The organism is Corynebacterium sp. MSK195 (assembly GCF_030228885.1).
Classification (GTDB): domain Bacteria; phylum Actinomycetota; class Actinomycetes; order Mycobacteriales; family Mycobacteriaceae; genus Corynebacterium.
In genome coordinates, this window is record NZ_JASPGT010000005.1 from 99,579 (window position 1) to 114,547 (window position 14,969).

The 14,969-nt window shown below is 58.7% G+C and carries 11 protein-coding genes; 4 read left to right on the forward strand and 7 right to left on the reverse strand.

Annotated elements, in window-relative coordinates; genetic code table 11:
* Nucleotides 1–89: 89 nt before the first annotated feature.
* Nucleotides 90–635 (reverse strand): LppP/LprE family lipoprotein, encoded by a 546-nt coding sequence (locus tag QP909_RS06840; protein WP_284766657.1) that lies wholly within the window; start codon nucleotides 633–635, stop codon nucleotides 90–92.
* A 268-nt stretch (nucleotides 636–903) separates the two neighbouring features.
* Nucleotides 904–1,818 (reverse strand): hypothetical protein, encoded by a 915-nt coding sequence (locus QP909_RS06845; protein ID WP_284766658.1) that lies wholly within the window; start codon nucleotides 1,816–1,818, stop codon nucleotides 904–906.
* A gap of 434 nt (nucleotides 1,819–2,252) precedes the next feature.
* Here QP909_RS06845 and QP909_RS06850 point away from each other — a divergent pair, with 434 nt between their 5' ends.
* Complete coding sequence (locus QP909_RS06850) at nucleotides 2,253–3,236, forward strand: hypothetical protein (RefSeq protein WP_284766659.1); 984 nt, start codon at nucleotides 2,253–2,255, stop codon at nucleotides 3,234–3,236.
* Nucleotides 3,237–3,259: 23 nt separating this feature from the next.
* Nucleotides 3,260–3,850 (forward strand): nucleosidase, encoded by a 591-nt coding sequence (locus QP909_RS06855; protein ID WP_284766660.1) that lies wholly within the window; start codon nucleotides 3,260–3,262, stop codon nucleotides 3,848–3,850.
* Between the two features lie 53 nt (nucleotides 3,851–3,903).
* On the opposite strand, the gene QP909_RS06860 is transcribed toward QP909_RS06855, so the two are convergent.
* The 5 genes from QP909_RS06860 to QP909_RS06880 all read right to left on the reverse strand — a co-directional run bounded on the left by QP909_RS06860 (nucleotide 3,904) and on the right by QP909_RS06880 (nucleotide 11,881).
* Nucleotides 3,904–5,277, reverse strand: coding sequence for an AI-2E family transporter (locus QP909_RS06860; protein WP_284766661.1), 1,374 nt, complete (start codon nucleotides 5,275–5,277; stop codon nucleotides 3,904–3,906).
* A 107-nt stretch (nucleotides 5,278–5,384) separates the two neighbouring features.
* Nucleotides 5,385–8,828, reverse strand: a complete 3,444-nt coding sequence (locus QP909_RS06865) for a bifunctional proline dehydrogenase/L-glutamate gamma-semialdehyde dehydrogenase (RefSeq protein WP_284766662.1) — start codon at nucleotides 8,826–8,828, stop codon at nucleotides 5,385–5,387.
* Between the two features lie 582 nt (nucleotides 8,829–9,410).
* Entirely contained in the window at nucleotides 9,411–10,115 is a 705-nt protein-coding gene (locus QP909_RS06870) for a response regulator (protein WP_284766663.1), read from the reverse strand.
* 215 nt (nucleotides 10,116–10,330) lie between these two features.
* A complete protein-coding gene (locus QP909_RS06875) occupies nucleotides 10,331–11,521 on the reverse strand; it encodes a sensor histidine kinase (RefSeq protein WP_284766664.1) in 1,191 nt (396 codons plus the stop codon).
* A gap of 183 nt (nucleotides 11,522–11,704) precedes the next feature.
* Nucleotides 11,705–11,881 (reverse strand): hypothetical protein, encoded by a 177-nt coding sequence (locus tag QP909_RS06880; RefSeq protein ID WP_204610859.1) that lies wholly within the window; start codon nucleotides 11,879–11,881, stop codon nucleotides 11,705–11,707.
* Nucleotides 11,882–12,317: 436 nt separating this feature from the next.
* Between QP909_RS06880 and dnaK the strand changes: the two genes are divergently transcribed.
* Complete coding sequence (gene dnaK, locus QP909_RS06885; protein WP_005325523.1) at nucleotides 12,318–14,168, forward strand: molecular chaperone DnaK; 1,851 nt, start codon at nucleotides 12,318–12,320, stop codon at nucleotides 14,166–14,168.
* Nucleotides 14,168–14,875 (forward strand): nucleotide exchange factor GrpE, encoded by a 708-nt coding sequence (grpE, locus tag QP909_RS06890; protein ID WP_284766666.1) that lies wholly within the window; start codon nucleotides 14,168–14,170, stop codon nucleotides 14,873–14,875. Before dnaK ends, grpE begins: the two co-directional genes overlap by 1 nt.
* Nucleotides 14,876–14,969 lie beyond the last annotated feature (94 nt).

Consider the following 14,969-nt stretch of genomic DNA (forward strand, 5'->3'; position numbering starts at 1 on the left):
GCCACTTGGCGTCACGCAGCGCACAAAACAAGCACGTTTCGCCGCCTAACTGGTGACATTTTAGCGAAACGTGCTTGTTTTACATTGAACTATTGCATAGGTGGTACGTCGCCGGACATGATGACCTTCTGCTGGCCTTCATCCCACCGGAAACCGGCATTGGTCGTACCCGAGCGGTTGGCATTGCCTTCACCTTCGCGCGGCCAGTGGTAGGTTACCGCGATCTCGGAATCACTCACGCGTTCAATAGTGGGGGCGAATCCATAGGGCTTTGCCGTTGCGGTGCCTAAGTATTCGCCGTGATTAAACAGCATGATGTGGAAAGGCGAAGAACTAGTTCCTCCCTCAATCATTAGGGTTTCCCACGATAGGGATGCGCAGGGGTCATAACCGGAGGAATCGAAAAGTTCCCATCCGATGGTGCCCCACGGAGCGACTTGGGATACTCCCTCGGAGAATGCCGTTTGGGCATCAGCTGCGCCACACGACGAAGTGGTGTCAGCTTCCAAGCCCGGCTGTTCGTCATCCATCACGACGTTCGGGGGCACCGGCCGAGTAGGTTCTTCTTCCGTCGCAGCTGAGTCAGTGGGCGATTCTTTCGGCTTGGCATCGCTGTTTTCTTCTGTAGCGGACATCGTCGCCGACTCCACTGAAAACTTTTGTGCGGTTGTATCCGACGTTTCGTCAGCGCAGGAAGCCAACGAGAAACTAATGAGGGCGACACTTGTTGCAATGCCTATGCGGCTTATTTGTCCTAGGTGGGCAGATGATTTAGGCATAAGATATTGCTTTCACATTGAGGCGGTAGATGAAAGGTCAAAGGGGAACACGCTGCGCTGTAGCGGGGTTAGGGAGTCAACGCAGCAGAAGGGGAGTGACAGGGAATTGAGCGCGGAATCTGGGTTAGCAGGGGTCAGAGAAATCCGCGTCATTATTGAGGGAACGGGCATTGCCGCCGTACTTGGCCTTGAGCTCGCAGACTTTGTCCACGCTGTGGCCGGCTTCGTAGATGATGGCATAGATAGAGCCGCCTTCAGTGCGGCTGCGCAGGGAACTACATGTGCCGCCCTTGATGATCTTGGAGCCGGGGTACTTCTTGTGTACTCGGTAGGGCTCAGAAATCGGATCAGTTGCCGACGGGATGATGACCGATTCCACGATGAGCACGTAGCTACCATCGCATTCGCCATACCAATAATCTTCGGGCGGAAATTCCTCCTCGGCGGTAATAGGCTTGTCGCGGACCTTTGGAGTTTGCGTTTGCTGTGCATCGCAGAGTTGGAGCTGGTTGGTCAGCTCCTTCGGGGCGCCAGCCGTGTCCAACTTGCCCTTGTCGTAGCACTGATTGACGGAGTCTCCAGTCGTATCGTCATACCGGTACACCTTCCACTCATTATCGGTCCAGTAGAACAGTGCATAATTTGAGGATTGCTTTTGGGCCATGTAAAGCCAGGTGCCATCGCAAAACAGCTGAAGCGTGCCAATTGGAACGTCCATTAGGTTATTGGCTAGCGTTCCACACTTCTCCTCTGTGGAAGGTCCAGCGCTAGCGCCCTTAGCTTGTGTAGTCTCAGCTTTCTTCTCAGCCGTGGACTCTTTCGCAGAAGTCGCCTCTTCGGTGGTTTCCGCGCTGCTGTTTTCTTGAGAATGAAAATTCGGTTCAGCGCTGCTCGAATCATCAGAATCTTTGTTTCCCGTTAGTGCCCAGGCACCACCGCCAATAAGCGCAATGATGGCGAGGGCGGCAACGACAATAATGGCGGTGCGCGTGCCTTTGCCTGAAGATCCTGCGTTGGTTCCGGTACCGGAGTCCTGCATAGGGGATTCAGGTCCGTTCGAATTTGAATATGGGGTTGAGTCTGATGAACCCCAAGAATTCTTGTCGTTCAAAGGTGAGGCTCCTTTGTGCGCTGTCCAGAAAGAGAAATGCGAAAGAGAGGGAATGATTAAAAATCATTCCGCGTCATACTATAGGCATAAGAATTGCAAAAATTCTCTCGAATGGGACTATGAAAGGGGTATTTGCAACGCGTTACTTTGCTTCGATGTAACTCGTAGGGATTAAGTACGCCATTAGCTGCGTGACCGAGAACCAACAGCGACGAAGCTGAGGAGTCCCAAAATCTCCTAGAAAGGCTGCCTTCTTCCCAAGACAAGACCCCAATGAAGGGCACCGGGTAAGACCAATGTCCGGCTTAATCCCAAGCATGACCAAGAATTAAATCCCCGATGAGGGGGAGGAAGGAGCCCTCGTGGGCCTGGACCGTAATCTCAACGCCGCGGAATTGCACGCGACCCGCAACCGGGTGAGCGTGTCCCCGGATCTCATCCGCCGCTTGGGCGGTGCCCTGGGGTATGACGCAATTGAGGCTTTTGGCCCAGAGGCGCAGACGGAATTGAGCAAGGTCTTTGATCTGGGAGACATCATCGATTTGATGCTGCTGAGCCAGCTGCCGGAGATGGAAGTCGCGCCGGGTGTGGAACAGCAGGTAGAGGGGGACGTCGCTAAGCAGCTGCTGCGGCGCATAAGCGCCGGTGATTACCTGACGCGCCAGCAGGTGCACGACCGCCTACCGCGGGCGACGGTGATGTTGTACCGCATGGGGCATCCGCGCCTGTGGGCCTTTGCCGCGCGCCAGCGCCTGCCCCAGGACGCGGAAAGAGCTGTGCCGGATTCCTTCCACCGTGATATCACCGGGCCATACACCACTCCGGAGGAAGCGTGGCTGGGCATGTACGTGGCCGATGCCACGCGGCTAGGGGAGCTAAACACCCAGGTAGAAGATGCCGGGCTGGATGAGGACAGGCAGCAGCGCCTGCGTCTGGGCATGAGCCTGGCCGATACCTACCGTCAGGTGTGGAGTTCCGCGCGCGGCCATTGGCGCGTGAGCCCCCAGACGCGCTATATCGTGCCTTCGCGCTTTGGCTATTGCCCCTTTGTCTTCCGCGTGGCCGAGGGCGGGTGGCGCCGCGATTCCTTCGAGGGAAGCCACGATCGCTTCATGGCCACGGAAGGCTATTGGATCGACGTGGAGCGCGAACGGCTCATTCACCTCGGCGCGCCAGACCCGCACGATGCTTGGCTGCCTACGGCGCGGGTCGCGGCCGAACCGCCGACGGAGGAAGACCTGGCCGTCGCGCGGGTGCTCAGTGGGAAAATCATCGCCCTTGGCGCCGGCCAGAAAAACATTACGATTCGCCTGCGCCAGAAGAACCGCACATTGAACTTTGACTAGGGCGGGCAGGTATTCTCGCAGGCATGGAGAATCTCAACGGACGCACCCTTTTCGTCGCCGCCGTGGATGCGGAAGCCGCCCACATTCCGGAAGGCGAACCCCTGCTCATTACCGGAATCGGTACGGTTCCGGCGGCCATTGCGCTGACGGAAGCTCTTGCCGACGCCCGCGCTAACGGCGCCCTTCCCGATCGCGTGGTCAACATTGGCACGGCCGGCGCGCTTGTCGACGGCATGGCTGGCGTCTTCGAAGTCAATAAGGTCACCAAGCATGACTTCAAGCTAGAAGTGCTTACCGATATCAACCGCTACCTGCTGCCAGAGGTCATCGAGCTCGAGACCTCTGGCCGCCTGCCGGTGCGCGGACTGGCCACGGGCGACATGTTTGTCTCCGATACCGCCTTGCGTACCGAGCTGGCCAAGAAGTCGCAGCTGTGCGACATGGAAGGCTACTCCATCGCCGCGGTATGCCAGCGCTTCAATGTGCCCTGCACCCTGCTTAAGCAGGTGTCCGATTCCGCCAACGAGGAATCCAAAGGCACCTGGGCCAACGTCCTGGACCGCGGTGCGCGCCAGCTCGCCTCGGCCGCTACGGACCTAGGCTTTCTGCACTAGAAACTAAAAGCGCGCCGGGGGAGGGCCGGCGCGCTGCTAGTGGTGGCTGAGTCTTAGCTCAGCGGGCTCATGTACTGGTAGAGCTGCTCTACCTTGTCGCGTGGGGTCTCGGAGTGCTCGTAAGTGACGTCGCTGAAGTCTTCAGGGTCGTCCTTGGAGCCGGTGATGATGTCTATATCTGAAGGGTCGACTTCCCCGGAGCGCAGTGCGGCCATCTCGGCGTGGTAGCGCACGACAACAGCGATGGTTGCGGCCACGGGGACGGCGAGGAAGGCGCCGACGATGCCTGCCAGCGTGGAGCCGATGGTTACGGAAAGTAAGACGACGGCGGCGTGCAGGCCCATTGCCTTGGACTGCAGCATGGGCTGGAGGACGTTGCCTTCTACCTGCTGGACGATGATGATAAGTGCAAGCGCCAGCAGCGCGTTGGTCAGGCCATTGGAGACCAGCGCAACGATGACGGCGAGGGCACCGGCGGTGACCGCACCGATGATCGGGATGAAGCTGGCGAAGAACGTCACTACGGCAATGACGAGCGCAAGCGGAACTTGCAGAACCCACAGGCCAAGACCGATGAGGATAGCGTCCACCATGGCCACGGCGGCCTGCGCTTGGATGAAGCCCGACAAGGTCTTCCAGATGCGCGCGCCGAGCTCGGTAACGTGCCAGCCGGTGGAGTTGCCGGTGTACTTGCGCAGCCAGGGCAGGAATTTGTCGCCGTCTTTAATGATGAAGAAGGTAACAAAGAGCATGATCAGCGCGGCCACGACGATGGAGCTGGCCATCGAGAAACCAGAGATAACGCCGGTGGCGATGGTAGAGGCTTGGCCCTTGGCAAACTTAACCGCATCTTGCAGTACGGATTGCAGCTGGTCACTTTGGATGTCGATGGGGGACTTTTCCACCATCTCCGTCAGCTGGTTAATGCCATCCTCGGCTTGGTCAATGAGCGTTTGGCTCTGGCTAGTGACTACGGGGGCCATGGCGGCAAAGACGCCGCAGAAGATGATGATGAGGCCGAGCAAGGTGCTCACCGCCGCGAGCGAGCGCGGGAATCCCTTGCTCCGCAGCCATGCGCTTACTGGATAGAGCACTGTGGAGACGAGCACGGCGAGCAAGACCGGCAGCAGGCCTACCCAAATGAACTTGAGCAGGTAGCCGGCCAGCGCCAGGCCGGCGACGATGAGGATGAAGACTACCGAGACCTTGGCCATGGTGCGGAAGTCCTTAGCCAGGACGGCGGATTTATCGTCGCGCTCGGCAGGGTGCTCGCTGGCAGCCTCTGCACCAAGGTGCGCGTCGTCATAAGCGACGAGGGTATGAGAATCTTCCTCGCCTGGCTTTTGGATCTGGGTTGCGTTGCCTTTTTCCGGCGCAGACGGGCGCTTGGCCTCGTCGCGGGAAGACGAATTATGTGACGTAGACATTGTCTACCACTATGCCACATAAAACTCGCAGCGCATATACGAAAAAGGAGGTAGCGGCCCAGGGGCCGGGCGCTACCTCCGTGCAGTTCCTTCAACGCGTCCGGGAATTACTCGTCGCGCAGGTTACCTACGTTGCGGATAATGCCGAAGCGGTGCATGGTCACGGAGACTGCCTGCTCAAGCAGGTAAGGCATGAGCTCACGGCGGCCGTCGGCAAGCACGGGCTGGTCCAGCACCACGGAGTTGGAGCGCACCGCGGCCTCGTAGATGGAATCCGGCACGGTGCCAAGGGCGCGCACGCGGGAGGAGGCGTCATTGGCCACGTCGGTGGCAAAAGCCTCGTCGGTGATGGCCTTGACATCGAAACCAAGCTCCTGCAGCTGGGCGGCAACCTCCGGGGTAGCGGAGATTTCCGTGGCGGTACCGGTAATCGCAGCGGCTAGCACCTGGCGAGCGACCTCGCGCAGCTCGTAGCCCTCGCCCACGCGCACACGCAGCTTGGTCAGAAGTGGTCGGTAGCGGAAGATATTGGCCTCAGAAACCAAACCGGTGCGGTCGTGGTTGCGGCCAAACTCTTCCTGCCACGCCACCTGGTCCAGTTCAGCGGCGCGCCACAGCCAGGTGATGTCCTCCTCGGTGAGTTTGCCAGAGAGGTTATCGCGCAGGCGGTGCAGCGCGGCGAGGCTTGCTGGGGCAATGTCCACATTGCGCGGCTTGAGCTCGCCATCGGCCCACTCGCCCATCTGCGCCACGTAGTTCGGGCCGCCAGCCTTGGCGCCCGGTCCCATGACTGACTTCTTCCAACCGCCGAAGGACTGGCGCTGGACAATCGCGCCGGTGATGCCGCGGTTGACGTAGGCATTGCCCACCTCAACATTGTCGATCCAGTACTCAATTTCGGCGTCGTCAAGCGAGTGAATGCCGCCGGTCAGGCCATAGCCGGTGTCGTTCTGCCAGGCAATGGCCTCTTCCAAAGTATCGGCGTACATGATGCCCAGGATGGGGCCGAAGCACTCGTTCTTGTGGTACCAAGAGCCCGGCTGCACATTATCGCGGATGCCCGGGGACCACAGGGTGCCCTCCTGGTTGAGCTTTTCCGGCTTGAGCAGCCACTTCTCGCCCGGCTCGAGCTGGGTCAAACCGCGCAGGAGCTTCTCGCTCGGCTCTTCCGCCAGGCCGTTCATGGTGGTGGTGATATCGAAGCCCGGGCCCGGCTTAAGGGTCTTGACAGCATCCAGCAGCTGGGTGCGCAGGCGCTCGGACTTGCCGGCCGCGCCGACGAAGATAACCAGGGAGGCCGCCGAGCACTTCTGGCCGGAGTGGCCAAAGGCGGAGTTGTAGAGATCATCGATGGCCAGATCCGGGTCCGCGGCTGGGGTGATGATGAGCGCATTCTTGCCGGAAGTCTCCGCCATAATGTTCATCTTCGGCTTCCAAGAACGGAAGAGCGCACCGGTATCGGACGCGCCGGTGAGGATGACATTGTCCACGTCATCGTGGGAGAGCAGAGCCTTGCCGGCTTCGCCTTCATCAGTAAGCACGAGCTGGACCAGGTCCGGGTCTAGTCCCTGCGCCTCGAGGGCGGTGCGGAAGGCCTCCACCACGAGCTTGCCGCAGTGAACCACCTGCGGTGCTGGCTTGACGATGACCGCCGAGCCCGCCGCCAAGGAGGCAGCAATGCCGCCAGTGGGGATGGCAATGGGGAAGTTCCAGGGCGGGGTCACCACGGTGACGGTGTGCGGGGTGAACTCGGAGTAGGACTCTTCCAGCAGGCGCGCGGACTGGCCGTAGTAGGTGCAGAAGTCAATCGCCTCAGAGACCTCAGGGTCGGTTTGGGTGACGGTCTTATTGGCCTCATACGCAGCCACGGAGATGAACTTGCCGCGCTGGGACGCAATCTGATCTGCCACGGCCTCCAGTGCGGCGGCGCGCTCGGCGGCAGGGCGCTTGCCCCACTCGGTGCCCAGCTCCTTGGCGCGAGCGATGTGACCTTCGACCGCGGCAGGATCGGTGACCTCCGCGATGCCGTGCTCGCCCGGATTGCGCTTGAGCGCTTCCAGCGCCCACTGGCGGTTCGGCGCGAGCGCCGGGTCAGTATCTGCCTCGTTGGTAAAGCGGCCGGTACGCGGTGCTTGGCGGCCGTCTTCCTCGAGGCGATTCTGGGTGCGACGGGCACCAGCGAAGGTGTCCCAGCGCTTGGCGACGGCCCGACGGAACGTCTCTTCCTGGTCCGCCAATGGCTCCTCGCCCGGGGCGAAGAGGGCGTAGAGGAAGTTTTGCGGCGCGGAGTTCTCCTCTAGGCGGCGCACCAGGTAGGACACGGCGACGTCGAAGTCTTCTGCGTGGACAACCGGGGTGTAGAGGATTTGGCGGCCGTCAAAGACCTTGCGCACCGCTGCCTGCTGGGCTGGGGACATGCCCTGCAGCATCTCCGAGTCCATCATGTGCAGCACGCCGCGCTTCTTGCCCAGTTCATAGGCCATTGCCGCGGTGTAGAGGTTGTGGGTTGCTACACCGATGCGGACGCTATCGGCGTACTCGTCGCGCAGGATGAAATCCAATAGGCGGTAGTAGTTGGCGTCCACGTCGAGCTTGTTGGTGTAGGTAGCCAGCGGCCAATCGTGGACCTCGCCCTGCACGGTTTCCATGGATAGGTTCGCGCCCTTTACAATGCGCACCTTGACCTTGCCGCCGCCCCTAGCCACGCGCTCCTTGGCAAAGTCGGCGACATCCTTGAGCGCATCGAAGGTATCTGGCAGGTAAGCCTGCAGCACGATGCCGGCATCCAGGGTGAGGAATTCCGGCTCACTGAGCAGCTCCTTGAACAGGCGGATGGTCAGGTGGAGATCGTGGTACTCCTCCATGTCCATGTTGATAAAGACCTTGTCGGTGCGGTCAGCCGCAGCCTGGTACAGCGGGCGCAAGCGCTCCTTGAGGCGCTCTACCGAGCCATCGATATCCCAGTGGTTGAGCTGGGCCACCATGGAGGAAGCCTTAACCGATACGTAGGTCACGCGGGGGTTTTTGATGAGCTTGAGGGTGCGCTCCGCGCGGGACTTCGCCTCTTCCTCACCGAGTACGGCCTCACCCAGCAGGTTGAGGTTAAGCTGCTCACCGGATTCGGCGGCCTTGTCCAGGATCTTGTTGAGGGCATCAGACTCGGCGTCCAGAACCAGGTGGCCTACCATCTTGCGCATGTACAGGCGGGCCACCGGCATGACCAGGTTCGGCAGGATGGGGCCGAAGAAACCGCCGGCGCCAACGAGTGCACCATTGATGCTGCCCAGGAACGACGGGTCATAGTGGGAAGAAATATCCTTCAGCGCGTGCGCGGCAACCTTGTCATCTTCTGGTCGCATGACGCGGTCGACGAAGTCCATGGTGAACTTCACGCCGTCCTCATCGCGCAGCAGGTCCGCGAGCTGTTCGGTGGCCTTATCTTCTTCGTCCGCAGTGGACTTCAACCAGTCGTGTGCGCGGCTAATCGCTGCGGGCAGGACTGCTTCCACATCATCCGAGATGGGCAAGCGGGTATTGGCAGGAGAAGTCATATGGGTTCTACCTCTTTTTCAAACGGGTCACATCCCCGGAGCCGCTAGCAGTATTCGTGCCGGACAGTGGGCTGCCGGGCGATACGGGCGGCTGGGACGTAAGCGGTGAGCTATGTGGTGCTGCAGAGGGCAGCCGGGTGAGGAGCGAACACGCGGGTGCGCGCGACGCAAAGTGAGGGTCGCAGGGATTCGGAGTGAAGTGCGATGTTCAGCGGGCCACTATGCGGGCCGAATGCGGACGGGAGGCCTATCGCTGCTGCGACGAACGCGCGCCAAGTTGGTGTTCAACTCTCACCTGCTTTCTATGACGTGGCTATGGGTGGGCAGAGGAAGAAACGCGAGCGGCTTAGCGCTCTGACGTGCGGCAACCCTGCAGGTTCAGGTTCCAATTGTTGCCTGGGAAATACTATGAACTTTTGTGTTGCCGTAATTATAGGGAAGCGCCAAACGTGATGCTAGTCTCCTTCGGTAAATGGTAGACGGGGGTAGAAAAACAAAAAATAAACCCCAGCATGTGGGGTTTAGAGGGGGTATTGACTCATCCGGGGGTATTCCACCCCCGGATTGTCCAGCAATCGGGGTTTAAGAACCGTAGCCAGCCTTGAGTGCCTTCACCGCCAGCTCGAGGCGGGACTTGGCGTGGAATTCACTGAGCAGGGTGGACACATATTTCTTCACCGTGCCCGGTGCATAGTGTGTGCTCTTGGCAATCTCTTCGTTGGACTTTCCTTGGCAGACCAAGTCCAGGACCTGCTCTAGCGCAGGGGAGATGTGGTGATTGTCCTTGATTTTTGCGTTTGCGGCTGCGGCATCGGCGCTGGTTCCCTCAGCGTTCCAATCAGGTAGCTGCTCAAACAAACGGGTAAGCGACTGTGGGGTGACTACCGTGCCGCCGCGCACGGCCTCGCGTACGGTATCCAAAATGTAGACCGGCTTGGAGCTTTTCAGAATATAGGCCGCAGCCTTATTAGACATGACCTCTTTGAGGGTCTCGTCATTGTCCATCGCGGTCATCGCGACAAAGACCGGTGGGTCTTCCAGCTTGTTAACCTCGCGCAAGAGGGTCGTGCCATCCATCTCGGGCATATGGATGTCCGCGACAATGACGTCGAAGTCCTGCTCTTGCAAAAGTGCGAGGGCGACCTTGCCATTTTCTGCGGTGGCGCGCACCTCCATGTCCTCGGCCGAGGCGAAGTAGCGCCCTAGGGCCTCAAGGACAAGTGGGTCGTCATCGACGACCAAGAGGGACGTTTTTACTTCGATTTCGGGCACCATGGTGCGGGGCATCCGAATGCAATATCCACGGCAGACTTGTACTCAGTTGTGGAGGAAAGGTCTCCAGGTGCGAGACCACCCAGGAATGAAGTGGACAGCATTAGTGGTGCGAGAAAAGTAGCGAGTGTGGCCTGCATCTGCGGGCTCCTTCGATAAAAACCAATTTAGTTAGAAACAAGCGATAGCTTAATGGACGAACTCGGTGTTTGCTAGGCAGAGTGCTGGATCTAACGTGCCTTGTGCGTGCTTGGCGGCAGCGACAGCGTGAAAACCCAACTGCCATCTTCTAGGTTGGTGTCGACACGAGCATCTATAGTCGCGGCTATACGATTCATTGAGGATAGTCCAATGCCGGAAGACATATCAGCATTTGTGGTTGTCGGTTTCGCTACGGGGTTGGTAATTGAGACCAGTGTCCACCCCAGATGAGGTCGGACAGAAATCAGAATTTCTGCGCCAGGTGGCGAATACTTGACAGCATTGAGGCAGGCCTCAGTAGTAATTGCTGCGATTGGATCCAGGATTTCTCGGGGGAATTCAGGCGCGAATTCTTCGCCGGAAACCTCTACGACTGGTGCTCGGTTAAGACGTGACAGGCGTTCCTGCTCTTCTGACAGAAGCTGAGCAAAGTTCGAAGGCTTCGTGGTGGTTGCAAAGCTTGTACCGTCGTTAATGCCATCGATGTCGTTGCGCAAAACCTTGGTAAGTGCACGGACTTCAGACATTGAAGAGCGCATGGAATCGCTAAGTTTATCGAGACTCTGGGCTAGCTCTGGCTGGTTAGCGTACTCGAGGCTTAGGGCTTCTAGCTGCATAGTATTTACTGTCAGGTTAGAAACTACCGAATTGTGCAGAGTCTCTGCGAGGTCAGATTGGCGTCGCTTGACATCATTGTTCCATTCCACCATGGCGGACCTATAACGATCAGCAGAATGGGCGAACGTACCACCGATGACTCCGCCAATAGTGATCAGCATGGCCCAAGTGAAGGCTGGTGCTGGGTCGATATTCATGCTGGGCTCTGTGGGGTCAATTAGGCCACCCAGCCAAAGGACCATTCCGATCAGGAAAGTACGCCCGTGGTGTCCATGATATGCAATGACGGCAAGAAAAATCGGCGCTAAGAATACCGAGCTAATAAATGGAGTCTTGGTCAGTAGTGTTGCAGCTACCCAGATGACAACGAAAGCCACTGACATGTTGATAGGCCAGCGGTAAGCACAAGTCGTGACGACGGTGAGTGTGAGGCCGAGTACCGCGGAAGATAGCTGGTCCTCGGTGGGGGAAAAGAATGCGCCGAGGAAGGCGAGTATTACACAGAAGAACGCCGTTAAAGCCGCTGTTCGCTGCAGGGTCATGGCCGCGCGGATGCGTTGGTGAAGGGGCGGCTGTGAAGGTTTCGACACTGTGCGGTCCACGCTTCCTGGATGCTAAGGCTCAATGGGTTTTATCTCCCTAGTGTAAGTACAGCGAACGTGAAACAGCGATTGAAAACAGCGAAACCCCCGCACCTTCGTGCGCGGTTCCTTGTGGTGGGTTCCGAGCGGAGGAAGAAGGTGAGGGGGTTTAGCTGGTCTTCATGAAGGAGTACAGAAGGCTAATTACTTAGCTTCTGCAGCAGCCTCTGCGTCATCCTTGGAGGACAGGCCCTCGAATACGGAGGACAGGCCCTCGGAGTCGGTGTTGGACTCGGAGGAAGCGTCGATGAGGCCCTTGATGCCCTTAACGAGTGCTTCCCAGTCGATGGCGGAGCTGAGGTCTGCGAGGGTATCGAACATATACATTCCTTTCGGATCGGCGGAGTAAAACTACAATCTCTCTCTGGGGTAGCAGCTCTTAACTGCTGTGATTCCTAGTATGCGGTAGCGGGGGCGGGCTGCCAATCCTCTTTTGGATCCTTTCTGAGGTGACTTTTGGATCCTCTTAGGGTTATTTAAGGATCTCCGTTTGGATATGGGGCAGTGTTGGGTGAAGGGGGTGATTGTGCGGAGGGTAGGGGTGGGGCTGAGCTGCACAAAGGCAAGGTTTACAAGAAAAGTTGAGTCGCGGGGAATAACTTTTGTAGGCTACCCGTTGTAAGGATTGAGTGACACAGGCTCAAGGTTGTGTGACCGAGCGTAGAAGTTCTGTTACAGTAGCGCTCGGACGCAACGAGAAGTTGAGTCACTGACAGTCAACTTTATTAATTACCCCAAGATAAAAGGAGAAGAAATCATGGGACGCGCAGTAGGTATTGACCTTGGTACGACGAACTCCGTCGTTTCCGTACTGGAAGGTGGCGAGTCCACCGTTATCGCTAACTCTGAGGGCTCCCGCACCACCCCTTCCGTCGTTGCTTTTGCAAAGAACGGCGAAATCCTGGTCGGCCAGTCCGCTAAGAACCAGGCGGTAACCAATGTTGACCGCACCATTCGCTCCGTCAAGCGCCACATCGGCACCGACTGGAAGATCAACATTGATGATAAGGATTACACCTCCCAGGAGATCTCCGCTCGCACGCTGATGAAGCTGAAGCGCGACGCAGAGGCTTACCTCGGTGAGGACGTTACTGACGCCGTTATTACCGTTCCTGCATACTTTGAGGACGCACAGCGTCAGGCCACCAAGGAAGCTGGCCAGATTGCAGGCCTGAACGTGCTCCGTATCGTTAACGAGCCAACCGCAGCTGCTTTGGCTTATGGCCTGGAAAAGGGCGAGCAGGAGCAGACCATCCTGGTATTCGACCTGGGTGGCGGCACTTTCGACGTCTCCTTGCTGGAAATCGGCGATGGTGTCGTCGAGGTTATGGCCACCGCCGGCGATAACGAGCTGGGTGGCGATGACTGGGATCAGCGCATCGTCGATTGGCTGGTAGACCGCTTCAAGACCTCCCAGGGCGTTGACCTGACCAAGGATAAGCGCGCCGTGCAGCGTCTACGCGAGGCTGCAGAGAAGGCCAAGATTGAGCTGTCCTCCTCCCAGCAGGCCAACATCAACCTGCCGTACATCACCGTTGACTCCGATAAGAACCCGCTGTTCTTGGATGAGACCCTGACCCGCACCGAGTTCCAGAAGATCACCCAGGATCTGCTGGACCGCACCAAGGCTCCGTTCAACCAGGTCATCAAGGACGCTGACCTTTCCGTCGGCGATATCGACCACGTTGTTCTCGTTGGTGGCTCCACCCGTATGCCAGCCGTATCTGACCTGGTTAAGGAGCTGACCGGCAAGGATGCCAACAAGGGTGTTAACCCGGACGAGGTTGTTGCAGTCGGCGCTGCCCTGCAGGCAGGCGTGCTGCGCGGCGAGGTTAAGGACGTGCTGCTTCTCGACGTCACCCCGCTGTCCCTCGGCATTGAGACCAAGGGTGGCGTGATGACCAAGCTCATCGAGCGCAATACCACCATCCCGACCAAGAAGTCCGAGACCTTCACTACCGCGGAAGACAACCAGCCTTCCGTACAGATTCAGGTCTTCCAGGGCGAGCGCGAGATGGCTACTGCTAACAAGCTGCTCGGCTCCTTCGAGCTCGGCGGTATTGCTCCGGCACCGCGCGGTGTTCCCCAGATTGAGGTCACTTTCGATATCGATGCCAACGGCATCGTCCACGTGACCGCAAAGGACAAGGGCACCGGCAAGGAAAACACCATCAAGATTCAGGATGGTTCCGGCCTGTCCCAGGAAGAAATCGACCGCATGGTCAAGGATGCTGAGCAGCACGCTGAAGAGGACAAGAAGCGCCGCGAGGAGCAGGAGCTACGCAATAACGCAGAGTCCACCTCCTACCAGACCCGCAAGTTCTTGGATGACAATGCTGACAAGGTATCCGAGGATGTTAAGACCAAGGTCACCGAGGCTGCTGACGCCGTTGATGAGGCTCTGAAGGGCGATGACCTCGAGGCCATCAAGTCCGCAGTGGAGAAGCTGTCCACCGAATCCCAGGAGATGGGCAAGCAGATCTACGAGGCACAGGCTGCTGAGGCAGGCGCCGAGGGTGCTGCCGATGCTGGTGCTGCGCAGGGTGACCCGAACGTCGTCGACGCTGAGGTCGTTGACGAGGACGAGAACAAGGATGGCAACAAGTAATGACTCAGGACAGCGGAATGCCGCACAACCCAGGCGACCCGGAAAACACGGATCCGGAGGCTACCTCGGCTGACCGCGCTGAGGCTGCTGCCGAGCAGGCCGAGGAGGCCCAGGCTGCGCAGGAAGCACAGGCTGACGCCACCGAAGAAGCCGAGCTGGATCCCACCCTCGATGCTGACCTCGAAGAAGCGCTGGCAGATGTCAACGCTGATGAGGTAGAAGCCGAAGCAGCGGGCGAAGAGCCCGCAGGCACCGGCGCTAGCGATGTGGAAGCACAGTTGGCAGAACGCACAGAAGACCTGCAGCGTCTCAATGCGGAATACACCAACTACCGCCGCCGCACCGAGCGCGACCGCCAGGCCGTAATCGAGACTGCCAAGGCCAAGGTCATCGCAGATATGCTGCCTGTCCTTGATGACCTGGAACTGGCTCGTGAACACGGCGACTTGGAAGGCCCGCTCAAGGCGTTTGCAGATAAGCTCCACGGCACGTTGGAAAAGCACGACCTCGCTGCCTTTGGTGAGGAAGGCGATGCCTTCGACCCTGAGGTCCACGAAGCCGTGCAGGACTTGTCCTCCGGCGATGAGCAGGTGCTTGGCACCGTGCTGCGCAAGGGCTACCGCGTGGGCGACAGGCTCGTACGCAATGCCATGGTCATCATCGCGGACCCCAGCGATGAGTCCGGCAGCTCGGAAGAGTCCGAGTAAATAACATAAAGGGCGCCCTGGGAATTGACTAGTGACTTTCCCGCGGCGCCCTTTTACTTAACTTGTATCGATTCTCTTTGAAAGGAGGAGATGC